The sequence below is a fragment of the Kitasatospora sp. CB01950 genome, from assembly GCF_001905465.1.
Classification (GTDB): Bacteria; Actinomycetota; Actinomycetes; order Streptomycetales; family Streptomycetaceae; genus Kitasatospora.
In genome coordinates this window covers 347,904-373,634 of record NZ_LISX01000001.1, presented here as the reverse complement: position 1 = coordinate 373,634, position 25,731 = coordinate 347,904, and the positions used below count along the sequence as shown (strand labels likewise).

At 74.1% G+C, this 25,731-nt stretch carries 25 protein-coding genes; 10 read left to right on the top strand and 15 right to left on the bottom strand.

Annotation, left to right across the window (positions count from 1 at the left end):
- Positions 1–35 precede the first annotated feature (35 nt).
- Positions 36–2,288: a heavy metal translocating P-type ATPase gene (locus tag AMK19_RS01760; RefSeq protein WP_073807460.1), complete on the top strand. Its 2,253-nt coding sequence runs from the start codon at positions 36–38 to the stop codon at positions 2,286–2,288.
- A gap of 196 nt (positions 2,289–2,484) precedes the next feature.
- Complete coding sequence (locus tag AMK19_RS01755) at positions 2,485–2,928, top strand: iron chaperone (protein ID WP_073807458.1); 444 nt, start codon at positions 2,485–2,487, stop codon at positions 2,926–2,928.
- A gap of 4 nt (positions 2,929–2,932) precedes the next feature.
- Here AMK19_RS01755 and AMK19_RS01750 read toward each other — a convergent pair whose 3' ends face one another.
- The gene (locus tag AMK19_RS01750) at positions 2,933–3,835 is read right to left on the bottom strand and encodes a hypothetical protein (protein WP_083646429.1); all 903 of its coding nucleotides are present in this window, start codon (positions 3,833–3,835) and stop codon (positions 2,933–2,935) included.
- A 143-nt stretch (positions 3,836–3,978) separates the two neighbouring features.
- Here AMK19_RS01750 and AMK19_RS01745 point away from each other — a divergent pair, with 143 nt between their 5' ends.
- The 3 genes from AMK19_RS01745 to serS all read left to right on the top strand — a co-directional run bounded on the left by AMK19_RS01745 (position 3,979) and on the right by serS (position 6,409).
- Positions 3,979–4,182 carry a DUF4287 domain-containing protein gene (locus tag AMK19_RS01745; protein ID WP_073807455.1) on the top strand — a complete coding sequence of 68 codons (204 nt, stop codon included), beginning with the start codon at positions 3,979–3,981 and terminating at the stop codon, positions 4,180–4,182.
- Between the two features lie 34 nt (positions 4,183–4,216).
- Positions 4,217–5,011 (top strand): alpha/beta fold hydrolase, encoded by a 795-nt coding sequence (locus AMK19_RS01740; RefSeq protein WP_073807453.1) that lies wholly within the window; start codon positions 4,217–4,219, stop codon positions 5,009–5,011.
- Positions 5,012–5,113: 102 nt separating this feature from the next.
- Entirely contained in the window at positions 5,114–6,409 is a 1,296-nt protein-coding gene (serS, locus tag AMK19_RS01735; protein WP_073807452.1) for a serine--tRNA ligase, read from the top strand.
- 65 nt (positions 6,410–6,474) lie between these two features.
- On the opposite strand, the gene AMK19_RS01730 is transcribed toward serS, so the two are convergent.
- Together AMK19_RS01730 and AMK19_RS01725 are read right to left on the bottom strand one after the other, a co-directional pair.
- Positions 6,475–7,563, bottom strand: a complete 1,089-nt coding sequence (locus AMK19_RS01730; RefSeq protein WP_073807450.1) for a sensor histidine kinase — start codon at positions 7,561–7,563, stop codon at positions 6,475–6,477.
- The gene (locus AMK19_RS01725; RefSeq protein ID WP_073807448.1) at positions 7,560–8,219 is read right to left on the bottom strand and encodes a response regulator; all 660 of its coding nucleotides are present in this window, start codon (positions 8,217–8,219) and stop codon (positions 7,560–7,562) included. The genes AMK19_RS01730 and AMK19_RS01725 overlap by 4 nt, the downstream gene beginning before the upstream one ends.
- Positions 8,220–8,288: 69 nt before the next feature.
- On the opposite strand from AMK19_RS01725, the gene AMK19_RS01720 reads away from it, so the two are divergent.
- A complete protein-coding gene (locus AMK19_RS01720) occupies positions 8,289–9,617 on the top strand; it encodes a diacylglycerol/lipid kinase family protein (protein WP_143200008.1) in 1,329 nt (442 codons plus the stop codon).
- Entirely contained in the window at positions 9,614–10,201 is a 588-nt protein-coding gene (locus AMK19_RS01715; protein WP_073807444.1) for a phosphatase PAP2 family protein, read from the top strand. The genes AMK19_RS01720 and AMK19_RS01715 overlap by 4 nt, the downstream gene beginning before the upstream one ends.
- Here the strand turns inward: AMK19_RS01715 and AMK19_RS01710 are convergent.
- From AMK19_RS01710 to AMK19_RS01670, 10 genes are all read right to left on the bottom strand, one after another.
- Positions 10,189–10,863: a response regulator gene (locus tag AMK19_RS01710; RefSeq protein WP_073807442.1), complete on the bottom strand. Its 675-nt coding sequence runs from the start codon at positions 10,861–10,863 to the stop codon at positions 10,189–10,191. The two genes, AMK19_RS01715 and AMK19_RS01710, sit on opposite strands and share 13 nt — an antisense overlap.
- On the bottom strand, positions 10,860–13,403 hold the full coding sequence (locus AMK19_RS01705; protein ID WP_073807440.1) for an ATP-binding protein: 2,544 nt from the start codon (positions 13,401–13,403) through the stop codon (positions 10,860–10,862). The genes AMK19_RS01710 and AMK19_RS01705 overlap by 4 nt, the downstream gene beginning before the upstream one ends.
- Before the next feature lie 104 nt (positions 13,404–13,507).
- Positions 13,508–14,125, bottom strand: a complete 618-nt coding sequence (kdpC, locus tag AMK19_RS01700; protein ID WP_073807438.1) for a K(+)-transporting ATPase subunit C — start codon at positions 14,123–14,125, stop codon at positions 13,508–13,510.
- Positions 14,126–14,144: 19 nt separating this feature from the next.
- Positions 14,145–16,232: a potassium-transporting ATPase subunit KdpB gene (kdpB, locus tag AMK19_RS01695; RefSeq protein WP_073807436.1), complete on the bottom strand. Its 2,088-nt coding sequence runs from the start codon at positions 16,230–16,232 to the stop codon at positions 14,145–14,147.
- Complete coding sequence (kdpA, locus tag AMK19_RS01690; RefSeq protein WP_073807434.1) at positions 16,232–17,893, bottom strand: potassium-transporting ATPase subunit KdpA; 1,662 nt, start codon at positions 17,891–17,893, stop codon at positions 16,232–16,234. Before kdpA ends, kdpB begins: the two co-directional genes overlap by 1 nt.
- A gap of 1 nt (position 17,894) precedes the next feature.
- Entirely contained in the window at positions 17,895–17,984 is a 90-nt protein-coding gene (gene kdpF / locus AMK19_RS34905; RefSeq protein WP_100588158.1) for a K(+)-transporting ATPase subunit F, read from the bottom strand.
- A complete protein-coding gene (locus tag AMK19_RS34900) occupies positions 17,981–18,166 on the bottom strand; it encodes a hypothetical protein (RefSeq protein ID WP_143200007.1) in 186 nt (61 codons plus the stop codon). The genes kdpF and AMK19_RS34900 overlap by 4 nt, the downstream gene beginning before the upstream one ends.
- A gap of 118 nt (positions 18,167–18,284) precedes the next feature.
- Positions 18,285–19,127: an NAD-dependent protein deacetylase gene (locus AMK19_RS01680; RefSeq protein ID WP_073807430.1), complete on the bottom strand. Its 843-nt coding sequence runs from the start codon at positions 19,125–19,127 to the stop codon at positions 18,285–18,287.
- 114 nt (positions 19,128–19,241) lie between these two features.
- Positions 19,242–19,583 carry a hypothetical protein gene (locus AMK19_RS01675; RefSeq protein WP_073807428.1) on the bottom strand — a complete coding sequence of 114 codons (342 nt, stop codon included), beginning with the start codon at positions 19,581–19,583 and terminating at the stop codon, positions 19,242–19,244.
- Positions 19,576–20,115 carry a universal stress protein gene (locus AMK19_RS01670; protein ID WP_073807426.1) on the bottom strand — a complete coding sequence of 180 codons (540 nt, stop codon included), beginning with the start codon at positions 20,113–20,115 and terminating at the stop codon, positions 19,576–19,578. The genes AMK19_RS01675 and AMK19_RS01670 overlap by 8 nt, the downstream gene beginning before the upstream one ends.
- A gap of 184 nt (positions 20,116–20,299) precedes the next feature.
- Here AMK19_RS01670 and AMK19_RS01665 point away from each other — a divergent pair, with 184 nt between their 5' ends.
- A complete protein-coding gene (locus AMK19_RS01665) occupies positions 20,300–20,695 on the top strand; it encodes a universal stress protein (protein ID WP_073807424.1) in 396 nt (131 codons plus the stop codon).
- Positions 20,696–20,793: 98 nt separating this feature from the next.
- The gene (locus tag AMK19_RS01660; RefSeq protein WP_073807422.1) at positions 20,794–21,984 is read left to right on the top strand and encodes an amidohydrolase; all 1,191 of its coding nucleotides are present in this window, start codon (positions 20,794–20,796) and stop codon (positions 21,982–21,984) included.
- 60 nt (positions 21,985–22,044) lie between these two features.
- Here the strand turns inward: AMK19_RS01660 and AMK19_RS01655 are convergent, their stop codons facing one another.
- On the bottom strand, positions 22,045–23,511 hold the full coding sequence (locus tag AMK19_RS01655; protein ID WP_073807421.1) for an APC family permease: 1,467 nt from the start codon (positions 23,509–23,511) through the stop codon (positions 22,045–22,047).
- A 51-nt stretch (positions 23,512–23,562) separates the two neighbouring features.
- Complete coding sequence (locus AMK19_RS01650) at positions 23,563–24,777, bottom strand: amidohydrolase (RefSeq protein ID WP_073807419.1); 1,215 nt, start codon at positions 24,775–24,777, stop codon at positions 23,563–23,565.
- Positions 24,778–24,958: 181 nt separating this feature from the next.
- On the opposite strand from AMK19_RS01650, the gene AMK19_RS01645 reads away from it, so the two are divergent.
- Positions 24,959–25,615: a GntR family transcriptional regulator gene (locus AMK19_RS01645; RefSeq protein WP_073807418.1), complete on the top strand. Its 657-nt coding sequence runs from the start codon at positions 24,959–24,961 to the stop codon at positions 25,613–25,615.
- Positions 25,616–25,731 lie beyond the last annotated feature (116 nt).

Genomic DNA, 25,731 nt, shown 5'->3' with positions numbered 1-25,731 from the left:
TCGGCCGGGATGTTCGAGACCACGAGGAGCCTCTGATGACCACCCAGGCAGCACCCGCCTCCACCGAGGTGGAACTCCGCATCGGCGGCATGACCTGTGCCTCCTGCGCCGCGCGGATCGAGAAGAAGCTCAACCGCATGGACGGCGTGCAGGCCAGCGTCAACTACGCCACCGAGAAGGCCAAGGTGGTCATCGACGGGCCCGTCGAGGTCTCCGACCTGATCGCCACCGTGGAGGCCACCGGTTACACGGCGGCCCTGCCGGAGCCGCCGGCCGAGGAGCGGGGCGGGGCGGCCGAGGAGACGGTCGACGAGCTGGCGCCGCTGCGGCAGCGGCTGATCACGGCGCTGGCGCTGGCCGTGCCGGTGATCGCGATGGCGATGGTGCCGGCGCTGCAGTTCGACAACTGGCAGTGGCTGTCGCTGACGCTGGCCGCGCCGGTGGTGACGTACGCGGCGTGGCCGTTCCACCGGGCCGCGTGGACCAACGCCAAGCACGGCGCGGCGACCATGGACACCCTGGTCTCGCTGGGCACCGGCGCCGCGTTCCTGTGGTCGCTGTGGGCGCTGTTCTTCGGCGACGCGGGCATGCCGGGCATGCGGCACGGCTTCGAGTTCACCATCGCCCGTTCCGACGGCGCGTCGAACATCTACCTGGAGGCGGCGGCCGGCGTCACCGCGTTCATCCTGGCAGGCCGGTACTTCGAGGCCCGGTCGAAGCGGACGGCGGGCGCGGCGCTGAAGGCGCTGCTGGAGCTGGGTGCGAAGGACGTGACGGTGCTGCGGGACGGCCGCGAGGTGCGGCTGCCGATCGGGCAGCTGGCCGTCGGGGACCGGTTCGTGGTCCGGCCGGGCGAGAAGATCGCCACCGACGGCACGGTGGTCGAGGGCAGCTCCGCGGTGGACGCGTCGATGCTGACCGGCGAGTCGGTGCCGGTGGAGGTCGGTCCGGGCGACGCGGTGACCGGCGCGACCGTGAACGCGGGCGGCCGACTGGTGATCGAGGCGACCCGGGTGGGTGCGGACACCCAGCTGGCGCGGATGGCGAAGCTGGTCGAGGACGCGCAGAACGGCAAGGCCGCCGCGCAGCGGCTGGCGGACCGGATCTCCGGCGTGTTCGTGCCGGTCGTGATCACCCTGGCGCTGGCCACCCTGGGCTACTGGCTGGGCACCGGCGAGGGCTGGACCGCCGCCTTCACCGCCGCCGTCGCCGTCCTGATCATCGCCTGCCCGTGCGCCCTGGGTCTGGCCACGCCGACCGCGCTGCTGGTCGGCACCGGTCGCGGCGCCCAGCTCGGCATTCTGATCAAGGGCCCCGAGGTGCTGGAGAACACCCGCAAGGTCGACACTATCGTGCTGGACAAGACCGGCACCGTGACCACCGGCCGGATGACCCTGGTCGGCGTGCACACCGCCGAGGGCACCACCGAGGACGAGGCACTGCGGCTGGCCGGCGCGCTGGAGCACGCCTCCGAGCACCCGATCGCGCAGGCCGTGGCGACCACCGCGCAGGAGAAGTTCGGCGGGCTGGAGCCGGTCGAGGGTTTCGAGAACGTCCCGGGTCTGGGCGTGCAGGGCGTGGTCGACGGCCACGCGGTGGTCGCCGGACGGGAGGCGCTGCTGGCCGACTGGGCGCAGCAGCTGCCGGCGGAGCTGCTGGCCGCGAAGGCCGCGGCCGAGCGGGCCGGCCGGACCGCGATCGCGGTCGGCTGGGACGGTGCGGCGCGGGCCGTGCTGGAGGTGGCGGACGCGGTGAAGCCGACCAGTGCGGAGGCGATCGCCGAGCTGCGGGCGCTGGGTCTGCGCCCCGTCCTGCTGACCGGTGACAACAGGCTGGTGGCGGAGTCGGTGGCGGCCGAGGTGGGCATCCCCGCCGAGGACGTGATCGCCGAGGTGCTGCCGGAGGACAAGGTGGCGACCGTGCAGCGGCTGCAGGCCGAGGGCCGGACGGTCGCGATGGTCGGCGACGGCGTCAACGACGCGGCGGCGCTCGCCCAGGCCGACCTGGGTCTGGCGATCGGCACCGGCACCGACGCGGCGATCGAGGCGGCGGACCTGACCCTGGTGCGGGGCGACCTGCGCTCGGCGGCGGACGCGATCCGGCTGTCGCGCCGCACCCTGGCCACCATCAAGGGCAACCTGTTCTGGGCCTTCGCCTACAACGTGGCGGCCCTGCCGCTGGCGGCGACCGGCCTGCTCAACCCGATGATCGCGGGCGCCGCGATGGCCTTCTCCTCGGTCTTCGTGGTCGGCAACAGCCTGCGGCTGCGGACCTTCAAGGCCCGCTGACCGGGCCCGCCGCCGACAAGGTCCGACAAGGCCTGCCGAGCACCGCGGGGCAGCACGCGAAGCGGCCCGGTCCGGGAGTCTCCCGGACCGGGCCGCTTCGCGTGGGCGCAAGCGATCAGTTTCCGAGAAGCCGGGTGGGCGGCCCCGTTCCTACGATGAGGGACATCAGCGAGGCAGCGGAACGGGAGAGCCGGTCATGGCGGAGAAGCACGAGGGTTTCACGGCGGACGAGCGCGCGGCGATGAAGGAGCGCGCCAAGGAGTTGAAGGCGGAGTCGAAGCGGGCGTCGTCCGCCGCGAAGGCGGCCGAGGCGGAGCGGGACCTGCTGGAGAAGATCGCCGAGATGCCGGCCGAGGACCGGGTGCTGGCGGAGCGCTTCCACGCGATCGTCACCGAGGTCGCGCCGGAACTGGCCCCGAAGACCTGGTACGGGATGCCGGCGTACAACAACAAGGACGGCAAGCCGGTGTGCTTCTTCCAGAGCGCCGCCAAGTTCAAGTCTCGGTACGCGACGATCGGTTTCAGCGACCACGCCCGGCTCGACGACGGCGACCTGTGGCCGGTGTACTACGCGGTCGCCGATCTGGGCGAGGCCGAGGCGGCACGCATCGCCGAACTGGTGAAGCGCGCCGTCGGCTGACTCCTCAGGAGTAGGCGCGCAGGGCGAGCAGGGCGGCCAGGGTGACGCCCGGGCGGGCTTCGTGCTCGGTGGACTCGGACCAGCGGGCCCAGTTGATCGGCCAGCCGCCGTCGGGGAGTTGGGCGGAGACCAGGTGGACGAGGCCGCGTTCCAGTTCGGCGTCGGTGAACCAGGCGCGGGCCAGGCTGTCCGGGCGGGGCGCGAAGTCGTGCGGCAGGTGGTACTCGCGGGGTGCGTACCCGGGGGCGATCCGGACCTGCTCGGGGTGGGCCGGGTCCAGCAGCACCAGCTGCCGGCGGCGCACCAGTTCGCCGAGGCGGGCGGCCTGTTCGGCGGCCCAGGCGCGGTCGGGAGCGGCGTCCAGGATGCCGACGGCGGTGAACACCTCGTACGGATGGGTGGTGTCGATCGCCTCGACGGCGCGGCGGCAGAACTCCTCGGCGCCCTTCAGCCAGGCGTGCCGGACGCCGTGGCGCAGCAGCGGGGCGGCGATCTGGCCGGTGGAGAGGAGTTCGGCGGGCGGGTCGTCGGCGATCGGCAGGAACGGCGGGTGCGGGTAGCGGCGCAGGCTGGGCAGGACGGCCGGCACGCCGCCGTCGGGGGTGGTCAAGGTGGCGACCCAGTCGCAGAGTTCGCGTCCGCGCGGGCCGTTCAGAGCGCCGGCCTCGCCGAGGATGCGGGCGGCGGCGCCGGCCGCCAGCGGTTGGGCGGCGGGGCCGCGGACGTCGGGTTCCAGGCCGTACGCCCAGCCGCCGTCGGGGGTGCGGTAGGCGTCCAGGGCGGCGAGGACGCCCGCCGGGTCGGGGGCGTCGAACAGGTGGGTGAAGCGCCGTTGCTCCAGGACCCGGCCCGCGGTCCACAGGTAGTCGCCGGCGCGCTCGATCGTGCTGTCGTCGATCCATGCCATGTGCCGACCGTAGGCGGCCGCGGCGGGCGGCGGGCGGTCTTCGCGGGGTGGCGCGGAAAAAGTTTCGCGGGGACCGATGAGTTCCGCCGGGGCCGGTCGTCCTTTCCTGTGACGGCAACGACGACAGTGCGGAGGACCTCGGGATGGGCGTCAAGGGACCGGCGAGCTACTTCCCCTCGATCGAGCAGAAGTACGGGCGTCCGATCGCGGACTGGCAGGAGCTGATCCGCAGTTCGCCGCTGACCAAGCACATGGAGCTGGTCGGCTGGCTGAAGAGCGAGCACGGGCTGGGCCACGGCCACGCCAACGCGCTCGTCGTCCACACGCTCGCCACGCTCGCCCGCTGACCATCGCACCGCACCTCACCTCAGGAGTTCGAAGATGACCGAGTTCGTGACGTCCGCCGACGGCACCCGCATCGCGTACCGGGCGGTGGGCGAGGGCCCCGCCGTGGTGATCGTGGACGGGGCGCTCTGTCACCGGGCGTTCGGCCCGTCCACCGGGATCGCCGACCGGCTGGCCGACGGGCACCGGGTGTTCGGCTACGACCGGCGCGGGCGCGGGGAGAGCGGGGTGGGCCCCGGATACGCCGTCGAGCGGGAGATCGAGGACCTGGCGGCGCTGGTCGCGGCGGCGGGCGGCTCGGCGACGCTGTTCGGCCTGTCCTCCGGCGGGGCGCTGGCGCTGCGGGCGGCCGGTGCGGGCATCGGCGTGGAGCGGGTCGCGGTGTACGAGCCGCCGTTCAGCACCACCGAGGAGCAGCGGGCCCGGTTCTCGGCGTACCGGGCGGGCGTGGGCGAGGATGTCGCGGCCGGTGAGCGGGGGGCGGCGGTCGCGCGCTTCATGGCGTTCGTCGGGATGCCCGAGCCGATGATCGACGGGATGCGGCAGTCGCCCGGCTGGCCGGTGTTCGAGTCGGTCGCGCCGACGCTGGTCACGGACGCGGAGGCGCTGGACGGCGCGGGCGGCGCGCCGGTGCCGGTCGAGCGGCTGGCCGCGCTGACCGTGCCGGTGCTGGTGCTGGACGGCGGGCTCAGCCCGGAATCGCTGCGGGACGCGGCCCGGGAGACGGCCGCCGCCGCGCACGCCGAGTACCGCACTCTGGAGGGCCAGACCCACGAGGTGGCGCCGGAGGCGCTGGCGCCGGTGCTCGCGGAGTTCGTCGCCAAGGGCTGATCGCCGCGAGCCGGCGGGCCCGCGGCAAACGCGATGCCGCGCGATCCGTGCCCCTGCTACCGTCGGGGAACTTCACCTGGCTGTCCCGAGGAGCAGACTCCGATGCATGATGCCCGCGCCCTGATCGACCTGGGGGACGAAGCCGTCCGGCGGCTCGCACGTCGCGGCTACCGGCTCGACCTGTCCGCGCTGGAGGGCCTGCAGTCCCGGCGCAACGCGGGCATCCAGAGCGGCGACGAGCTGCGGGCGCGGTCGAAGCAGGTCGCGCAGGAGGTGCAGCGGACGGCGAAGCAGGGCGGGGACGTCTCGGAGCTGAAGGAGAGCGCCCGTTCGCTGAAGGAGCAGATCCAGCGGAACGAGGCCGAACTCGAAGCCGTCCAGCAGGAGTTGACCGAGCTGCTGCTGACGATCCCGAACCTGCCGCTGGACGGGTCGCCGGACGGTTTCTCGGACGCGGACGCCCGTGAGGTGCGCCGGGTCGGCGAGCCGCAGTCGTTCGACTTCGCGCCGAAGGACCACGTCGACCTGGGCGAGACCATGGGCATCATGGACTTCGCCCGGGCCACCAAGCTCTCGGGTTCGCGGTTCAGCGTGCTGCGCGGCACCGGCGCGGCGCTGGAGCGGGCGATCGTCGCGCTGCTGCTGGACCTGCACACCCGCCGGCACGGCTACGTCGAGCACGCGGTGCCGTACCTGGTGAACCGGCGCTCCATGACCGGCACCGGGCAGCTGCCGAAGTTCGAGGAGGACCTGTTCCGGACGGGGGTCGCCGACCGGGACCTGTTCCTGATCCCGACCGCCGAGGTGCCGCTGACCAACCTGTACGCGGACGAGATCGTGCCGCCGGCCGAGCTGCCGTTGGCGCTGACCGCGCACACGCCGTGCTTCCGTTCGGAGGCCGGCTCGTACGGGCGGGACACCCGGGGGCTGATCCGGCTGCACCAGTTCTCGAAGGTGGAGATGGTGCGGATCTGTGCCCCCGGCGAGTCGGGCGAGCAGGCGCTGCTGATGGTGTCGCACGCCGAGGCGTGCCTCCAGGAGCTCGAACTCTCGTACCGCGTGGTCACGTTGGCGGCCGGTGACACCGGGTTCTCGTCGCAGCTGACGTACGACCTGGAGGTGTGGCTGCCCAGCCAGGACACCTACCGGGAGATCTCCTCGGTGTCGGACTTCGGCACCTTCCAGGGCCGCCGGGCGGGCATCCGCACCCGGGACGAGAACGGGAAGCCGACGCCCGCGGCGACGGTGAACGGTTCGGGTCTGCCGCTGGGCCGCACCATCGCGGCGGTGCTGGAGCAGCACCAGCAGGCCGACGGTTCGGTGCTGCTGCCGAAGGCGCTGCACAAGTACCTCGGCTTCGCCCGGATCGCGGCCGACGGCACCCCGATCGAGGAGTAGAACTCCCTTTTTGGACAGTTGAGTTGACGGCGCGCGGCCGGGAGGGCCGCGCGCCGTCGGCGTGTTCAGGCCCCGGTGGGGAGGGTCGCCGCGACCTGCCAGCCGGTGCCGTGCGGGCCGGCGGTGAGTTCGCCGCCGAGGTCGGCGATCCGGCTGCGCAGCGCGGCGAGGCCGGTGCCGCCGCCGGATCGGGCGTGGGGGTGGGCGGGGCCGGCGTCGGTGACGGTGACGGTGAGGCCTGCGCAGGGGTGGTGGGCGAGGGCGACGGTGATCAGGTCGGCGGCGGGCGCGTGGCGGCGGATGTTGGTGAGGGCCTCCAGTGCGACCCGGTAGGCGGCGTCCTCGACGGCGGGCGGCAGGGCGGGCAGTTCGGCGGGGCCGTGCAGGGCCGGCCGGTCGGGGAAGTGGTCGAGCAGGGCGGGGAGTTCGGTGAGGGTGTGGCGGCGCGGGGCGGCGTCGTCGGGGGCGCGCAGGGTGTCCAGGGTGTGGTCCATGGAGGTGAGGGCGCGCTGCCCGGCGGCCTCCAGGCGGGCCAGCAGCCGGGCGTTCTCGGCCTCGTCGTAGCCGCTGACCTGGGCCGCCTGCACCTCCAGCAGGATGCCGGTGAGCTCGTGGGCGACGTAGTCGTGCAGGTCGCGGGCGACGGCGAGGCGCTGTTCGCGGCGGGCGTCGCGGACGGCGCGGACCCGGCGGTCGTCCTGGCCGCGCAGGTAGAGGGCGGCGCCGAGGGCGGCGGCGACGGGGACGACGGCGAGCGCCAGCCCGGCCACGGAGGCGTCCAGCGGCACGGGTTGGCGCAGCGCGAAGCGCAGCGGCAGGGCCAGCGCGGCGGCGGCGGTGAGCGCGCCGGCGGCCCAGGCCGGGCGGGCCGGCAGCCGTCGGACCGTACGCACCACCAGGACCAGCAGGGTGGCGAACTCGGCGGGCATCCAGACCAGTTCGAGGCCGTGGTCGCCGAAGTAGCCGGCGTCGACGGCGAGCGAGAGCAGCGCGGCGGCGACGGGTGCGAGGACGGACGGCAGGCGGAGCGCGGTGAGGGCGAGGATCAGGGCGGCGGTGGCGGCGGGCAGCCAGGCCGAGCCGTGGGCGAACGCGGCGGGCAGGAACAGCAGTGCGGCCGCGACGGCGGTCAGGGCGGGGCGGGCGCCGGTCATGCGGGCAGGTCGGTGAGGTAGCCGAGCTCGAAGGCGCGCATGGCGACGCCGACCCGGTTGCGGACGCCGAGTTTGCGCTGGATGTGCGCGACGTGGGTCTTCACGGTGCCGGCCGAGATGAACAGGGCGGCGGCGATGTCGGCGTTGGTGCGTCCGGCGGCGACCTCGCGGGTGATCTCCTGTTCGCGGGTGGTGAGCGGTTCGGCGAGCGGCGCGGTCTCGGGGCGGCGGCCGGTGACGTGCTGGAGCAGACGGACGGTGACGGACGGGCTGATCAGGCTGTCGCCGGCCGCCGCGGCGCGGACGGCCTCGATCAGCAGGGCCGGTCCGGAGCGCTTGAGCAGGAAGCCGGAGGCGCCGCCGCGCAGCGCCGGGTACACGTACTCGTCGAGGTCGAAGGTGGTCACCACGACCACCTTGACCTGTGGGTCGGCGGTGGGCCCGCAGAGCTGCCGGACGACTTCGAGGCCGTCCATCCGGGGCATCCGGACGTCCACCAGGGCGACGTCGGGCCGCAGCGCGCGGGCGGCCTCGACGGTGGCGACGCCGTCGGCGGCCTCACCGACCACCTGGAGGTCCGGTTGGGTTTCGAGGATGCGGCGCAGTCCGCGGCGCACCATCTCCTGGTCGTCGGCGAGCAGTACCCGGATGGTCACCCGGCGGATTCTGCCACAGCCCGATTGTCGTGCCGGGCGCGACGGTTGACGGGGCGTTACGGTCGGAGGATGGCTGAGGTGGTGCGGGCGAAGTGGCTGGCGCGGGCCGCGATCGGGTGCGGGGCGGCGGCGGTCGGGGTGCTGGCGGCGGGGGCGGGGCTGCGCGGGGCGCTGGTGGTGGCGGTCGGGGTGGCGGCGTTGGCGCTGATCGCGGCGGGGGTGTGGTGGGCGCTGTCGCGGCGCGGGCCGGTGCGCTGGCTCGGGGCGCTGCTGGCGGTGGCGGCGCCGGCGGGTGCGGTGGCGCTGGTCGTCGGGGCGGGGACGTGGCCGTGGGTGCTGGGCGCGGTGGCGCTGTGGTCGGCGGGCCTGTCGCTGGGGCGGTCGGCGCTGCGGTCGGCCCGGGGGCCGCGCGAGGTGCGGGAGCGGGAGGCGCCGGGGCCGCGCAGGCCGGTGCTGATCATGAATCCGGAGTCCGGCGGCGGGAAGGTGCGGGAGTTCCGGCTGGCCGACCGGGCGCGGGAGTTGGGGGCCGAGGTGGTGCTGCTCGACCCCTCGGCCGGGCCGGCGCAGGACGTGGCGCTGCTGGCGGAGCGGGCGGTGGCCGACGGCGCGGATCTGCTGGGGGTGGCCGGCGGGGACGGCACGCAGGCGCTGGTGGCGCAGGTCGCGGCCCGGCACGGGCTGCCGTTCCTGGTGGTGGCGGCGGGCACCCGCAACCACTTCGCGCTGGATCTGGGCCTGGACCGGGACGATCCGGCGAGCGGCCTGGACGCGTTGACGGACGGCGTGGAGCTGCGGGTGGACCTGGGCGAGGTGGCGGGCCGGGCGTTCGTGAACAACGTGTCGTTCGGCACGTACGCGGAGGTGGTGCGGAATCCGGACTACCGGGACGCGAAGGCGTCGACGGCGCTGGCGATGCTGCCGGACCTGCTGGTGGGGTACGCGGGCGCGGAGCTGCGGGCCGAGGTGGGCGGGGAGGTGCTGGAGCGGCCGCAGGCGGTGCTGGTCAGCAACAACCCGTACGACGCCGGGGACCTGTTGGATCCGGGGCGGCGTTCGCGGCTGGATCTGGGCCGGTTGGGGGTGCTGGGGGTGAAGGTGGACGGCGCGGCGCAGGCGGCGGAGCTGGCGTTGCGGGGTACGAATGCGGAGGCGGTGCGGACGCTGATGGGGCGTGAGGTGCTGGTGACGGCGGAGGCGGCGAGGATTCCGGTGGCGGTGGACGGCGAGGCGTTGGAGCTGGACGTCCCGGTGCGGTGCGTGATCCGCCCGGGGGCGCTGCGGGTGCGGGTGCCACGGCGCCGGCCGGGTGCGGTGCGGCCGGCGCCGCCGCTGTCGTGGCGGCGGCTGTCGCGGCTGGCGGCGGGCCGCGTCGAGGCGAACGGCGGTGCGCGGTGAAGGTGTTGGATCGGTGGGCGCCGGCCGGGCGCCGGGTGGTGGCGGACCTGTCGGCGGTGGATCTGGCGGTGTACGCGGCGGTCGCGGCGACGCCGACGCCGGCGCTGGACGAGGGTCTGCGGCGGCTGTCGACGGCAGCGGACAACTCGAAGCTGTCGGTGGCGGTGGCGTGCGGCCTGGCGCTGGTGCCGGGGGCGTCGCGCCGGGCGGCGCTGGTGGGGCTGGGGTCGGTGGCGGTGGCGTCGGCGGCGGCGAACCTGGCGGGCAAGTCGCTGGCGCGGCGGACCCGGCCGGACCGGGTGGCGGGGAAGGTGCCGCAGGCGCGGCACGTGCCGATGCCGGAGTCGGCGTCGTTCCCGTCCGGGCACACCGCGTCGGCGTTCGCGTTCGCCACCGGAGTGGCCTCCCAACTTCCGTGGGCGGCAGCGCCGTTGGGGCTGCTCGCGGCGTCGGTGGGCTATTCGCGGGTGCACACGGGGGTGCACTACCCGGGGGACGTGGTGGCGGGCGCGCTGCTGGGGACGGTCGCGGGCAGTGTGGTGGCGGGCGCGGGCCGCCGCCTGGCGGCGCGTCAGGGCAGGTAGCGGTAGCCGAGGCCGGGTTCGGTGATCAGGTGCCGGGGGCGGTGCGGGTCGCGTTCGAGCTTGCGGCGCAGGGCCGCGAAGTGGACCCGCAGGTAGTTGCTGTGGTGTTCGTGGCCGGGGCCCCAGACGGCGGTGAGGAGCTGTTGGCGGCCGACCAGCCGGCCGGGGGCGGCGAGCAGCACGCCGAGCAGCCGCCACTCGGTGGGGGTGAGCCGGACCGGGCCGTCCGGTCCGGTGGCGCGGGCGGCGGCCGGGTCCAGGGTGTGGTCGCCGACCCGGGCGAGCGGCGGAGCGGCGGCGGGCGCGGGGCGGCGCAGGACGGCGCGCAGGCGGGCGAAGAGCTCGTCCATGACGAAGGGCTTGGTGAGGTAGTCGTCGGCGCCGCCGTCGAGGGCGTGGATGCGGTCGGCGGGGTCGGTGCGGCCGGACAGCACGATGACCGGCGCGGCGCTGTGGCGGCGCAGGGCGCGGAGCACGTCCATGCCGTCCTGGTCGGGCAGGCCGAGGTCGAGCAGGACGGCGTCGGGCGGGGTCCGCTCGGCCAGTTCGAGGGCCCGCCGGGCGGTGTCGGCGGTGAGGGCGGCGTACTGGCGGGCGAGCAGGTTGAGGCGCAGGGTGCGCAGCAGGCGGGGTTCGTCGTCGACGGCGAGGACGCGGGTCATCGGGTTTCCTCGTGGGGTGCTTCGGTGGCGGCGGGCAGGGTGAGCAGCATGGTGGTGCCGCCGCCGGGGGTGTCCTCGACGTCGAGGCTGCCGCCCATGGCTTCGGCGAGGCCGCGGGAGAGGGCGAGGCCGAGGCCGAGCCCGGTGGTGTTGTCGGTGTCGCCGAGGCGTTGGAACGGCAGGAAGACCCGGTCGCGGTCCTCGGGCGGGATGCCGGGCCCGCGGTCGACGATGCGGATCTCCACCCGGTGGGCGTGGGCGGAGGCGGTGACCAGGACGGGTGCCCCGGGCGCGTTGTGCCGCAGTGCGTTGGTGACGACGTTGGCGAGGACGCGTTCGAGCAGCGGCGGGTCGGCGAGGACCGGCGGGACGGTGTCGAGGTCGAGCGGCCGGACGGGCACGTCGGGGTCGGGCAGCGAGTCGAGGGCGCGCGGCAGGATCTCGTCCAGGTGGGTGGGTTGCAGGTGCAGGGTGAGGGCGCCGGCCTGGAGGCGGCTGAGGTCGAGCAGGTTGTCGACCAGGCGGGTGAGTTCGACCAGGGACTCGTCGGCGAGGGCGAGCAGTTCGGCGCGGTCCGCGGCGGAGAACTCGACCTCGGGGCTGCGCAGCGAGCCGACGGAGGCGAGGGCGGTGGCGAGCGGGGTGCGCAGGTCGTGGCTGACGGCGGCGAGCAGGGCGGTGCGCATCCGGTCGGCGGCGCGGATCGGTTCGACCTCGGCGGCGACGGTGGCGAGCCGGTCGCGTTCGAGGGCGGCGGCGAGGTGGGCGGCGAACGCGGCCAGCACCCGGTGGTCGGTGTCGGGCAGCCGGCGGCCGGTGAGCACCAGCAACGCGTCGGCGCCGACCGGGAGTTCGGTGGTCTCGGGGTGGTCGTCGGCGGCGGCCGGGGTGTCGGTGCGGGCGAGCACCTCGCCGGTGGCGGGGTCGAGCAGGGCGACGGTGTCCAGGCCGAAGGAGGTGCGGGTGCGTTCCAGCAGGGCGGGGACGGCATCGGCGCCGCGCAGCACCGAGCCGGCCAGGGTGGAGAGGGTCTCGGCCTCGGCGGTGGCGCGGGCGGCCCGGGCGGTCTGCCGGGCGGAGTGGTCGACGACGGTGGACACGCACAGCGCGACGGCGGCGAACACGGCGAGCGCGATGAAGTTGTTGGCCTCGCCGATGGTGAAGGTGTGCACCGGCGGGATGAAGTAGTAGTTCAACAGCAGCGAGGCGACCACGGAGGCGAGCAGCGCGGAGACCGCTCCGCCGAGCAACGCGACGGCGACGACACCGAGTTGAAAGATCAGCGCGTCGGTGGTGAGGTTCAGCGCGGTGTGCGCCTGGGAGAGCAGAGCGGTCAGCAGCCAGGGGACGGCGAGTCCGGCGGCGTACCCGGCGAGGGTGCGGCGGCGGGAGTGCCGGCGGCCCAGCGAGGGGAGGCGACCGCGGCCGGTGAAGGCGTGGGTGACCATGTGGACGTCGATGTCCTCGGACCGGTCGACGGTGGTCTCGCCGATGCCGGGGCCGGTGAGGAAGCGGTTGGTGCGGCCGCGCCGGCTGGTGCCGAGGACGAGTTGGGTGGCGTCCCGGGCCCGGGCGAAGGTCAGCAGCGCCTCGGGGATGTCGTCGCCCACCACCACGTGGTAGCTGCCGCCGAGGGATTCGACCAGGCTGCGCTGTTCGGCGAGCCGGCCGGGCGAGGCGCCGGCCAGGCCGTCGCTGCGGGTGACGTGCACGGCGATCAGTTCGCCGCCGGCGGTGCGGTCGCAGATCCGGGCGGCGCGGCGGATCAGGGTGGGGCCCTCCGGTCCGCCGGTGAGGGCGACGACGACGCGTTCGCGGGTCTCCCAGACCCGGTCGATGTTGTGCACGGCCCGGTAGTCGCGCAGCCCTTCGTCGACCCGGCCGGCCAGCCAGAGCAGGGCGAGTTCGCGCAGCGCGGTGAGGTTGCCGACCCGGAAGTAGTTGGCGAGCGCGGCGTCGACCTTCTCGGCCTGGTAGACGTTGCCGTGGGCGAGGCGGCGGCGCAGCGCCTGCGGGGCCATGTCGACCAGTTCGATCTGGTCTGCGCGGCGCACCACCTCGTCGGGGACGGTCTCGCGCTGCGGCACGCCGGTGATCTTCTGCACGACGTCGTTGAGCGACTCCAGGTGCTGGATGTTGACGGTGGTGACCACGTCGATGCCGGCGGCGAGGAGTTCCTCGACGTCCTGCCAGCGCTTGGCGTGCCGCCCGCCGGGGATGTTGGTGTGGGCGAGCTCGTCGACCAGGGCGAGTTCGGGGCGGCGGCCCAGCAGCGCGTCCAGGTCGAGTTCGGCGAACTCGGTGTCGCGGTAGCGCCGTACGGTGCGCGGGAGTTGCTCCAGGCCGTCGAGCAGGCGGGCGGTGCGCGGGCGGTCGTGGGTCTCCAGCAGGCCGACCACCACGTCGGTGCCGCGTTCCCGGCGGCGGTGCGCCTCGTCGAGCATCCGGTAGGTCTTGCCGACGCCGGGGGCCGCGCCGAGGTAGACCCGTAGCCGGCCCCGCCGGCGGCCGGTGGGCTGGGCTCCGAGGTCGGCTGGCATGGCGGCTCGTCTCGCGGTGGTGGGCGGAAGGGGCTCGGGGACGCGGCCGGCCGACCCGGGCGGGGGAGCGCCCGGGTCGGCCTGCTTCGGTAAGGGACGCGTCGTCACTTCAGGTCGGCGACCGCACGGTTGAGCAGGACGACGTTGACGCCGGGCTGCCCGAGGAAGCCGAGGCTGCGGCCGTCGGTGTACTGGGCGACCAGCTGCTCCAGCCGCTCGGCGGGCACGCCGCGGGCCTCGGCGACCCGCTTCACCTGCTGCTCGGCGTACGCGACGGAGATCTGCGGGTCGAGTCCGGAGCCGGAGGCGGTCAGCGCGTCCGGCGGGACGCTCGCCGGGTCGACGCCGTCGAACGCGGCGACGGCGGCGCGGCGCTCCTCGACGGCCTTCAGCAGCTCGTCGCTGTTCGGGCCGAGGTTGGAGGCGCCGGACGACTTCGGGTCGTAGCCGCCGGCGGACGGGCGTGGCTGGAACCACTTCGGGTCGGGCTGCGCCTGCTCGTCCGGGTCGTCGGGGTTCTGCTTGGGCAGGTCGAAGCTCTGGCCGAGCAGGCTGGAGCCGATCTCCTTGCCGTCGGCCTTCACCACCGAGCCGTTGGCCTTGGCGGGGAAGGCGAGTTGACTGATGCCGGTGATCAGCAGCGGGTAGGCGATGCCGAGGATCACGGTCATCACCAGCAGCATCCGCAGCGCGGTGAGGTGGGTGCGCAGGAAGGTGGGCATGTCTCGTTCTCCTCTCTTGTCAGTTCAGGCCGGGGATGAACTGCACGACCAGGTCGATCAGCTTGATGCCGACGAACGGCACCACCAGGCCGCCCAGGCCGTACACCCCGATGTTCCTCGACAGCAGCGAACTGGCATCGGAGGGACGGTACTTGACGCCGCGCAGGGCCAGCGGGATGAGGCCGACGATGACCAGGGCGTTGAAGACGATCGCCGAGGTGATCGCGGAGGTCGGGCTGTGCAGGCCCATGATGTTCAGGTGGCTCAGGCCCGGGTACACGCCGGCGAACATCGCGGGGATGATCGCGAAGTACTTGGCCACGTCGTTGGCGATCGAGAAGGTCGTCAACGCGCCGCGGGTGATGAGCAGTTGCTTGCCGATCTCGACGATCTCGATCAGCTTGGTCGGGTTGGAGTCCAGGTCCACCATGTTGCCGGCCTCCTTGGCCGCCATGGTGCCGGTGTTCATCGCCACACCGACGTCGGCCTGGGCGAGCGCGGGGGCGTCGTTGGTGCCGTCGCCGGTCATCGCGACCAGCTTGCCGCCCTCCTGCTCCTTCCGGATCAGGGCCATCTTGTCCTCGGGCGTGGCCTCGGCGAGGAAGTCGTCGACGCCCGCCTCCTCGGCGATCGCCCGCGCGGTCAGCGGGTTGTCGCCGGTGATCATCACGGTCTTGATACCCATCCGGCGGAGCTCCGCGAACCGCTCCCGCATGCCCTCCTTCACCACGTCCTTGAGGTGGATGACGCCGAGCACCCGGGGCGGGCCTCCGCCCTCGCGGTCGGCGACCACCAGCGGGGTGCCGCCCGCGGCGGAGATCCCGTCGACCAGCTGCGCCACCTCGGAGCCGACCGAACCGCCGTGCGCGGTCACCCAGTTGGAGACCGAGGCGGCCGCGCCCTTGCGGACCTCACGCCCGTCCACGTCCACCCCCGACATGCGGGTCTGCGCGGTGAACGGCACCCACTCGGCGTGCGCCAACTCGCCCTGGGCGCGGGCCCGCAGGCCGTACGCGGTCTTGGCGAGCACCACGATCGAGCGCCCCTCGGGGGTCTCGTCGGCCAGCGAGGACAGCTGCGCGGCGTCCGCCAGCTCCTCGACGCCCACGCCCGCGGCGGGCTGGAACTCGGCGGCCTGCCGGTTGCCGAGCGTGATGGTGCCGGTCTTGTCGAGCAGCAGCGTGTTGACGTCGCCGGCGGCCTCCACGGCGCGGCCGGACATCGCCAGCACGTTGCGCTGCACCAGCCGGTCCATGCCGGCGATGCCGATCGCCGACAGCAGCGCGCCGATGGTGGTCGGGATCAGCGCCACGATCAGCGCCACCAGCACCACGGTGGGCTGCGGGGCGCCCGCGTAGGTCGCCATCGGCTGGAGGGTGACGACCGCGATCAGGAAGACGATGGTCAGCGAGGCCAGCAGGATGTTCAGCGCGATCTCGTTCGGCGTCTTCTGCCGGGCCGCGCCCTCCACCAGGGCGATCATGCGGTCGATGAAGGTCTTGCCGGGCTCCGAGCTGATCTTCACCACGATCCGGTCCGACAGCACCTTGGTGCCGCCCGTCACCGCCGAGCGGTCGCCGCCGGACTCGCGGATCACCGGCGCGGACTCGCCGGTGATCGCCGACTCGTCGACGCTGGCGATGCCCTCGACCACGTCGCCGTCACCGGGGACGACCTGCCCGGCCTCGACCACCACGTGGTCGCCGAGGCGCAGCGCGGTGCCCGGCACCTCCTCCTCGTCCTTCCGGGCGGGCCAGTCGACCAGCCGCCGGGCCGTGGTGTCGGACTTGGTGCGGCGCAGCGTGTCGGCCTGCGCCTTGCCGCGGCCCTCGGCGACCGCCTCGGCCAGGTTGGCGAACACCGTGGTCAGCCAGAGCCAGGCGGTGATCGCCCAGGCGAACACCGACGGGTCGGCGATCGCGGCGACGGTGGTGACCACCGAGCCGACCTCGACCACGAACATCACCGGGTTCTTCACCATCACCCGGGGGTCGAGCTTCTTCACCGCGTCGGGCAGCGCGGCGAGCAGCAGCTTCGGGTCGAGCAGGCCCGCGGAGACTCTGTGCAGCGCCTGTTCGGGGGCCGCCGGTTCAAGGGTGGTGGACATCAGTGGAGACCTTCTGCGATCGGCCCGAGGGCCAGGGCCGGGAAGTAGGTGAGGCCGACGACGATCAGCACCACACCGGAGAGCAGTCCGACGAACAGCGGCTTGTGCGTGGGCAGCGTGCCCGCGCTCGCCGGGACCGGCTGCTGCCGGGCCAGCGAGCCGGCCAGCGCCAGCACGAACACCATCGGCAGGAACCGGCCGAACACCATCGCCAGGCCCAGCGCCGTGTCGTACCAGGCGGTGTTCACGGTGATGCCGCCGAACGCCGAGCCGTTGTTGTTCGCGGCGGAGGTGAACGCGTACAGCACCTCGGAGAAGCCGTGCGCACCGGAGTTGAGCATCCCGGCGCGCTCGCCGGGCAGGGCGATCGCGGTGCCCGCGCCGATCAGCACGATCGTCGGCGTGGTGAGGATGTACAGCGAGGCGAACTTCATCTCCCGGCCGCCGAGCTTCTTGCCCAGGTACTCGGGGGTGCGGCCGACCATCAGACCGGCCACGAACACCGCGACGATCGCCAGGATCAGCATCCCGTACAGGCCCGATCCGGTACCGCCGGGCGCGATCTCGCCGAGCATCATGTTGAAGATCGTCAGACCGCCGCCGAACGGCGTGTACGAGTCGTGGAAGGAGTTCACCGCGCCCGTCGAGGTGAGCGTGGTGGACGCCGCGAACAGGCTGGACCCGGCGATGCCGAGCCTCTGCTCCTTGCCCTCCATCGCCGCGCCGGCGGCCTGCAGGGCGGTGCCGCCGTGCTGGTGCTCGAAGAAGGTGATCAGCACGGCCGAGGCCACCCAGAACAGGCCCATCACCGCGACGATCGCGTAGCCCTGGCGGTGGTCGCCGACCATCCGGCCGAAGGTGCGCGGCAGCGAGAACGCGATGACCAGTATCAGGAAGATCTCCACCAGGTTGGTGAAGCCGGTCGGGTTCTCGAACGGGTGCGCCGAGTTGGCGTTGTAGAAGCCGCCGCCGTTGGTGCCGAGCAGCTTGATGACCTCCTGCGAGGCCACCGGCCCGCCCGGGACCGCCTGCTGACCGCCGGTCAGCGTGGTCACCTCGTGGAAGCCGTGGAAGTTCTGCACCACGCCGTTGGCGGCCAGCACCAGCGCGAACACGATCGCGATCGGCAGCAGCAGGCGCAGCGAGATCCGGGTCAGGTCCACCCAGAAGTTGCCGACCCGGTCGGTGCGGTTGCGGGTGAACCCGCGGATCAGCGCCGCCACCACGGCGATGCCGACGGCCGCGGAGACGAAGTTCTGCACCGCCAGGCCCGCCATCTGCACCAGGTGGCCCATCGCGGACTCGCCGCTGTACGACTGCCAGTTGGTGTTGGCGGTGAACGAGATCGCGGTGTTCCAGGCCTGGTGCGCCTCCATCTCGGGCACGCCCAGGCTCAGCAGCAGGTGCGTCTGCAGCCGGATCAGCCCGTACAGGAACAGCACCGACAGCGCGGAGAACGCCAGCACCGACCGCAAGTACACCGGCCAACGCTGATCGGCGTCGCCATCGACGCCGACCAGTCGGTACAGGGCCTTCTCGGCTCTCAGATGTTTCGCGGTGGTGAGCAGCCGCGCGATGTAATCACCCAGCGGCCGGTAGCACAGGGCCAGCGCTCCGACCAGGGCAACAGCCTGGAGCCAGCCGGCAAGAGTGGCACTCATGTCAGAACTTCTCCGGGTGGATCAGCGCGAGAACGAGGTAGCCGACCAGCGCGGCGGCGACGATGAGACCGACGATGTTCTCCGTGGTCACAGCTTCTCCACCCCCCGCGCGATCAGGGCGATGACGGCGAACACGGCAACCGTGACGCCGACATAGATCAGATCCGACATGGCATCCACCAAGGTGGCTCGGGACAACGGCCTGCGTATCTCGCCGGCTCCCTGAGCCAACCAGCGCAACGGCCCGCCTCGACGGTCCCTGACGCCCTCCATACGGGTGGTTCCCCGACCTTTACGCCTCCTTGACGCGAGCCTTCCCGGCCGCCCGGAGCTCGTCGCGATCTGCCGGCTCACCGCGCCACCGGAGGCGTGAGCCGGGCCCGGCCGGGGGCTATGCGCCGAGGTGCGCGGCCAGGGCGGTCAGCGTCTCGCCGAGGGGGCGGTCGAGGCGGAGGGCGGCGAGGGCGTCGGCGCGGGTGGTGCCGCGGTTGACGATGGCCACCGGCTTGCCGGACTTGGCGGTGTGGCGGACGAAGCGCAGGCCGGACATGACGGTCAGCGAGGAGCCGAGGACCAGCAGGGCGCGGGCCTCGTCGACCAGGCGGTAGCAGAGCTCGACGCGGTCCTTGGGGACGCTCTCGCCGAAGAACACCACGTCGGGCTTGAGGACGCCGCCGCAGCGGGTGCAGTCGGCGACCACGAACGACGCCACCAGGTCCTCGGGCAGTTCGACGTCGCCGTCCGGGTTGAGCCGCGAACCGGCGTCCCGGAAGGCCGGGTTGAGGACGGCGAGGCGTTCGTCGAGTTCGGCGCGGGGGCTGACGGCGGCGCAGCCGAGGCAGATCACCCGGTCGAGGCCGCCGTGCAGTTCGACGGCGTCGGCGGTGCCCGCGGCGCGGTGCAGGCCGTCGACGTTCTGCGTGATGACGGCGGAGAGCGGTCCGGCGGCGCGCAGCCGGGCCACCGCGAGATGGCCGACGTTCGGCCGGGCCCCGGCGATCACGGCGCGCCCGGCGTGGCTGCGCGCCCAGTAGCGGCGGCGGGCCGGCTCCCCCGCCAGGAACTCCTGGTACGTCATCGGCGCCCGGTGCCGCCGGATCCCGTCCGGCCCCCGGTAGTCGGGAATGCCGGACTCGGTGGACAGCCCGGCCCCGCTCAGCACCGCCACCCCGCCACCGGCCAGCAGCCGCACCAGCGCGGGCAGGCCGTCCTCGTGCGCAGTCATACCGTCCATTGTGGAACGTCCGGAGCGGAACCGGCAGGCAGACGGTCCGGACGGTGCCCCCATGCACCGTCCGGACCGTTCGGGGTGCGGCGTCCGGGCCCCCACGGCCCGGCGCCGCCGTTTTCAGTGCCGTTCCCGGCGGGCCTTCTCCCAGGGGAGGGCGGCGAGGAGTGCGGCTGCGGTGAAAAGGGCGAGGTGGCGGGCCTCGGCGGCCGGGCCGGACCAGCCGAGTTGGGCGTAGCGGTGCTCGGCGAAGCCGTTGTGGAACAGCCAGAGCGCCAGGCCGACGAGCGGTGCGGCGGCCGGCCGCGAGCGGGTGCCGAGGGCGGCGCAGCCGGCGGCGAAGGCGGTGAGCGCGAAGCCGCCGGCGCGCAGTTCGCCGAGCGGGGCGAGGGCCAGCGCGATCGCCGCGCCCAGCAGCAGCGCCGCCGCGCCGGACATCGCGACCGGCAGCCGCTCACGCATCGCCGGACACCGCCACCAGTCCGCGCAGCTCCGCGTCCAGGGCCCGGGCGGCGAACAGGCGTCCGCTCAACTCGTCGAGGGTGTGGGCGAGTTCGGGGCGCGGCACGACCAGCACCGGGCAGGTCGCGCGGCGCAGGCAGGCCCGGGGCACCGAGCCGCGCATGCCGCGGTGCAGCCAGGAGCCGGACGGGCCGAGGACCAGCAGGTCGCCGGGACGGTCGGCGGCAGCCAGCAGGGTCGGGGCGGTCCGGCCCCGGACGGTGCGGGCGGTCAGCGGGACGCCCGGGTCGGCGCCGCCGAACGCCTCCGCCATCGCCTCGGCCAGTGTCGTCACGGCCAGCTCGCGCACCGCGGACATCAGCGGCGGGCACGGCGAGCGGCGGTGTCCGAACTCGCCGCTCGGCGGCTCCCAGGCGTGCAGGGCGAGCACCTCGCCGCCCAGCCGCCGGGCCTCGGCCACCGCCCGGTGCACGGCCGCCAGGCTGCCGAGCGACCCGCTGACCCCGACCACGATGCGCGGCCGCTGCTCCATCACACGCCCTCCGTCCGGAAACCCGCAGGCCCGACGGGGCCCGCAGCACCCAGCAGATCGTGTCCCGCCCCGCTGTCGGCCGTCCTTGACGGCTCCCTGACGCCCAGGGCCGGTTTCCCAACGCCGCCCTGACGCCCGGCTGCTCCGCACGGGCGTTGACTGGAGGGAGAGAAGGAGGTGCGCCATGGATCGCACTGCGGAGTCCCGGGTGGTGGTCGGCGTCGACGGCTCGACCGCGAGCCTGGCCGCGCTGCGCCGGGCCGTGCTGGAGGCGGCGGTGCGCGGGGCGGTGCTGGTCCCGCTGTTCGCCGGGCAGCCGTCCGACCGCACCGCCTGCCGGCTGTTGGACAGCGCGCTGCGCTCCGCCGTCGGCGGCTGGCCGAGCGAGCTGGTGATCCGCCCGACCGTGACCGCCGGACCGCCCGGACCGGCCCTGGTCGCCGCCGTCGCCGGCCCGGACGACCTGCTGGTGCTCGGCGCGTCCGGCCACCGCCACTGGCACCCGCACGGCGACCACGCCGTACGGCACTGCCGCGGCCACTCCCCCTGCCCCGTGCTGACCGTCGCCGGGCAGCCCTGACCTACAACTCGCCTATTCTGCAAGTGAGTTGACTGTCAAAGCCGAAGCGGCTTGGTTGGTTCCGGAAAGGCCCTCAGCACCTCCCCGGGAGCGACACCATGCACGCCGCACTGTTCCGCCAGGTCCGCCCGTTCGGCGGGCCTGTCACCGATCTGGCCGCCGTGGACGGCGTCCTGGTGGCCGAACTGCCGGAGCACGCCCACCCGGTGGTGGTGGAGGGCGGCGGCAGGATCGCGCTGCCGACGCTGGTGGACGCGCACATCCACCCGGACAAGACCAGCTGGGGCGAGCCCTGGTACAGCCGCCGCCCGGCCGGGGGCCTGCCGGAGTACGTGGCGGGGGACGTCGAGCTGTTCCGGCACCGGCGCAGCCCGATCGGCGAGCGCGCCCACCGCCTGCTGGCCCACGCGGTGACCCGCGGCACCCGCGCCGTCCGCGCGCACGTCGACGTCGCGCCCGCGTACGGCCTGGCCGGGGTGGAGGGCCTGCGGGAGGCCGCCGAGCGGCTGGCCGGGAAGCTCGACGTGCAGTCGGTGGCGTTCCCGCAGCACGGGGTGGTGCGCACGCCGGGCGCGGCCGAGCTGCTCACCGAGGCGGCCCGCGAGCACCTGGTGGACGCGGTCGGCGGCATCGACCCGGCCGGGTTCGACGGCGGCAGCGCGGACGGCCGCGAGCAGCTCGACCTGCTGTTCGGCCTGGCCGAGCGGTACGGGGTGCTGCTGGACGTCCACCTGCACGACCGCGGCGCGGCCGGCCTCGGCCCGCTCCGGGCCCTCGCCGCCCGGACCGTCGCGGCGGGCCTGCAGGGCCGGGTGACGGTCAGCCACGTGTTCTGCCTGCCGGAGCTGCCGGACGGTGAACTCGACGCCGTGGCGGAGCTGTTGGCGTCCGCCGGGATCGCGCTGACCACGGTCGCCCCGTCCGCGCACCAGGTGCTGCCGTTCCGCGCGTTGCAGGCCCGCGGTGTGCGGGTGGGCCTCGGTTCGGACGGGGTGCGGGACTCCTGGAGCCCGTTCGGCAACGCCGACATGCTGCACCGGGCGCACCTGCTGGGCTGGACCACCGACGCCCGCACCGACCGGGAGCTGACCGACTGCCTGGAGCTGGCCGCGCACGGCGGCGCCGACCTGCTCGGCCTGCCGAGGGCCGACCTGACGCCGGGCTCCCCCGCCGACTTCCTGCTGGTGGACGGCGAGTGCCCGCCGCAGGTGGTGGTCGACCTGCCGGAGCGCGAGCTGGTGGTGAAGGCCGGCCGGGTGGTCGCCGAGCACGGCACGTTGCTGGACTGACGCACGCCGAAACGGCGGCACCGACCCGCCATGGGCCGGTGCCGCCGCTTCGCGCTGCGCTCAGTCGCGTTCGACATCGACCTCGGTGAGCCGGGCGAACCGCTCCGGGTCGGTGCGTCGGATCCGCCGGGCGACCAGCCAGCCGGCCACGCCGACCAGCGGCATCGGCACCAGCAGCAGCCAGTTCACCAGGCCCGAACGTCCGCTCAGCAGATCGAAGTTGAAGACCGCGAGCACGGTGAGCACGGCCATCCCGGCGGCCGCCAGCAGCGGCGCCCAGACCACCCGGAACGCGGAGAGCCCGCGCCGGTCGCGGCGGAAGAACGCGAACACCGCGACCGCCGCCAGCCCCTGCATCGCCATGATGCCGAGCACCCCGACGCTGTTCGACCAGAGCAGCACCACCAGGTACGGGTCGACGGCGAGCACCGCGCCCAGGCCCACCACCAGCACGTTGAACACCGACTGCACCAGCACCGCCCGCCCGGGCGACCCGGTGCGCGCCGACACCCGGCCCAGGCTGCGCGGCAGCAGCCCCTCCCGGCCCAGCGCGTACAGGTAGCGGGCGGCCGCGTTGTGGAAGGCCAGCGCGGAGGCGAACGCCGAGACGATGATCAGCACGTGCATGGTGTCGGACAGCCACAGTCCGACGAACCGCTCGGCGGCCCGGAACGTCAGGTCGGGCCCGCCGTCCGCGCGGGCCTGCGCGACGGCCTGGTCGGTGCCGTACGCGCCCATCACGATCCAGGTGCCCAGCGCGTAGAACACCGCCAGGAAGCCGATCGCGATGAACGTCGCCCGCGGCACGGTGCGGGCCGGATCGCGGGCCTCCTCGGCGTAGATCGCCGTCGCCTCGAAGCCGGTGAACGCGCCTATCACCAGCACGAACATGCCGGCCACCCCGGCCTGGGTGAGCAGCGACGGGTCGAAGGACACCGGGTCGAGCGCGGCCGTCCCCCGCTCGGCCAGCACCCCGCCCTCCATCAGCAGCAGCGACAGCACTTCCAGCACCAGCGCCACCCCGAGCACCTTCGCGGACAGCGTGACCTTCAGCCAGCCGAGCACGCCGACCACCGCCACGCACACCCCGGACAGCAGCCACCACGGCACGTGCGCGCCGGTCCGCTGCTCGATGTGCCCGGCCGCGAAGTAGCCGAACGCGGCCGCCACGCCGGGGGTGATCAGGTTGTAACTGACCACCGCCACATAGGCGGTGACCACCCCGAGGGTGCGCCCCAGCCCGCGCGCCACGTACGCGTAGAACGCGCCCGCGTTGCGCACGTACCGGCTCATCGCGGTGAACCCGGCGGCGAACAGCACCAGCAGCGCCCCGGAGATCAGGTACGCGGCGGGCGCGGACGCCCCGCCGACACCGATCGCGAACGGCGCGATGCCGGCCAGCACGGTCAGCGGCGCGGCCGCGGCGACCACGAAGAACACCAGGTCGGTGGTGCCGATCAGGCCCTTGGCGAGTTGCCCGGACGGCTCGGTCGGCGGTCTTTCGGTGCGGGTGGAGACGGTGGTCATGGTGTGGGGGTCCTTCCGAACACGGGGTGGTACGGGGGGAGTTCGGGCGTGTCAGGGGGCGAGCCGGTCGAGCACGAGGTGGCCGCGGTGCAGCACCAGCAGCCGTTCGGGGTGCGCCGCGACCGCCTCCGGCACCGAGTGGGCGGCCACCGCGACCAGGTCCGCGCGTCCCCCGACGGCGATCCCGTACTCGGCCAGCCCGAGTGCCCGGGCGGCGTGCCCGGTCGCCAGGTCGGCGGCCAGCCGCAGGTCCTGATCGGTCATCAGGTCGCCCTGCAGGCCGATGACGGTGGCCCGCTCCAGCATGTCGCCGGTGCCGTACGGCCACCACGCGTCGCGGATGTTGTCCGAGCCGGCGAACACCAGGACGCCGCGCTCGTGCAGGCGCTTGACGGGCGGCATCGACCGGGCCGGGCCGTTGGTCATCACGGCCACCCCGGCGTCCGCCAACACCGCTGCCACGGCGTCGAGTTCGCGTTCGTCCAGCTGCCCGAGGCAGTACGCGTGGCTGACCGCGACCCGGCCGGCCAGGCCCAGCGCGGCCGTCCGCGCGGCGATCGCCCGCAGCTGCGCCGCGCCGGGCGCGCCCCCGTCGTGCAGGTGGATGTCGACGCCGACGCCGTGCCGCTCGGCCAGGCCGAAGACCACGTCCAGCTGGCCGTCGACGTCCTGGTCGAAGCCGAACGGGTCGAGCCCGCCGATCAGTTCGGCACCCTCCCGGAGGGCGGCGTCCAGCAGCCGGGCCACCTCGGGCTCGGCGACCACGCCGCTCTGCGGGAACGCCACCAGCTGCACGTCGATCAGCTCGCGCACCCGCTCGCGGGCCTCCAGCACCGCGTACAGGTGGTCGAGCCCGACGCCCGGGTCGACGTCCACGTGCGAGCGGACGTGGCCGGTGCCGAGCGCCGCCATCCGGCGGGCCAGCGCCTCGGCCCGGTCCACCACGGGGAGCCGGTCGGCGACCACGCGGCGCAGCTGCCGCTCGGAGGCGATCTGGGCGCGCAGGTCGGCGGTCTCGCGGTGCGGCTGCCAGGGCGCGCCGAGGAAGGTCTTGTCCAGGTGGGCGTGGCCGTCGACCAGCGCGGGCAGCAGCAGCGCCCCGTCCAGGTTGCGGCCGTCGGGGCCTGCGGGGCGGCGCTCGCGGCCGGGCGGCACGGGCGTGATGGACGCGATCCGGCCCCGGTCGATCGCCAGGTCGGCGCGGGCGCCGTCCGGGAGGGTGGCGTCCAGCAGCAGTCGCGGGCCCGGGGGCGGGAGGGTCGGCACGGCGGGGCTCCTCGGATCGGCGCAGTTCGGTGAGTGCGGGCGCGGCTCGGGGCGCCGTTCGGACCCGCTGGGCGGCCAAGGTAGCTGGTATACCGAATACCAGACAAGGGGTGGCGGAAAGCGATCTGGAATGATCTGATCCTCAGACCGCTCCGTCCGCCCGCTTCCGTTGGAGCCCCCGATGCCCGACACCCTCGGCGACGCCCACCAGTCGCTGGCGGAGCTCGTCTACCTCCGGTTGCGCGAGCGGATCATCGAGGGCGAGTACCCCACCGGACAGCGCCTGGTGGAACGCGAGCTCGCGGAGAGCCTGGGCGTCTCCCGGATCCCCCTGCGGGAGGCCCTGCAGCGCCTGGAACGCGAGGGCTTCCTCACCTCACAGGCCCGCCGCGGCGCCGTCGTCGCCGACTTCGGGCCCGAGGACGCCGAGCACTTCTTCGCCATCCGCGAATCCCTGGAGGCGCTCGCCGCCAGCCTCGCCGCCCGGCGCGCCACCGCCGCCGGCATCCGCGGCCTCGAACGCCTGCTCGCCCGCACTCGCAAGGCCGCCGAGGCCGGGCGGCTGCGCGAGACCGTCAGCCTGAACGCCGACTTCCACCGCGAGATCGTCGAACTCTCCGGCAACCCGCTGCTGCGCGACATGATGGCCCCGCTCGACGGCCGCCTGCGCCGGCTGTTCCGCCTCACCTCGGACACCGAGACCGGCATCCCCATGTGCACCGAGCACCAGCAGCTGCTGGACGCCATCAAGGCCCGCGACCCGGAGACCGCCGCCGCGCTGGCCCGTCACCACGTCGCCGGAACTCGGGCGTTCGCGCTCCAGGCACTCGGGCGCTGACTGCCGTTCGCCGGGGGACACGCCGCGGGGCGGCTGGTGGCGCGGTCGTCACTCGAAGTGCGCGAATGGCCGCGTAGGCCGCACCCGGGCCCACCCCCTCCTCATATGATCGGAGC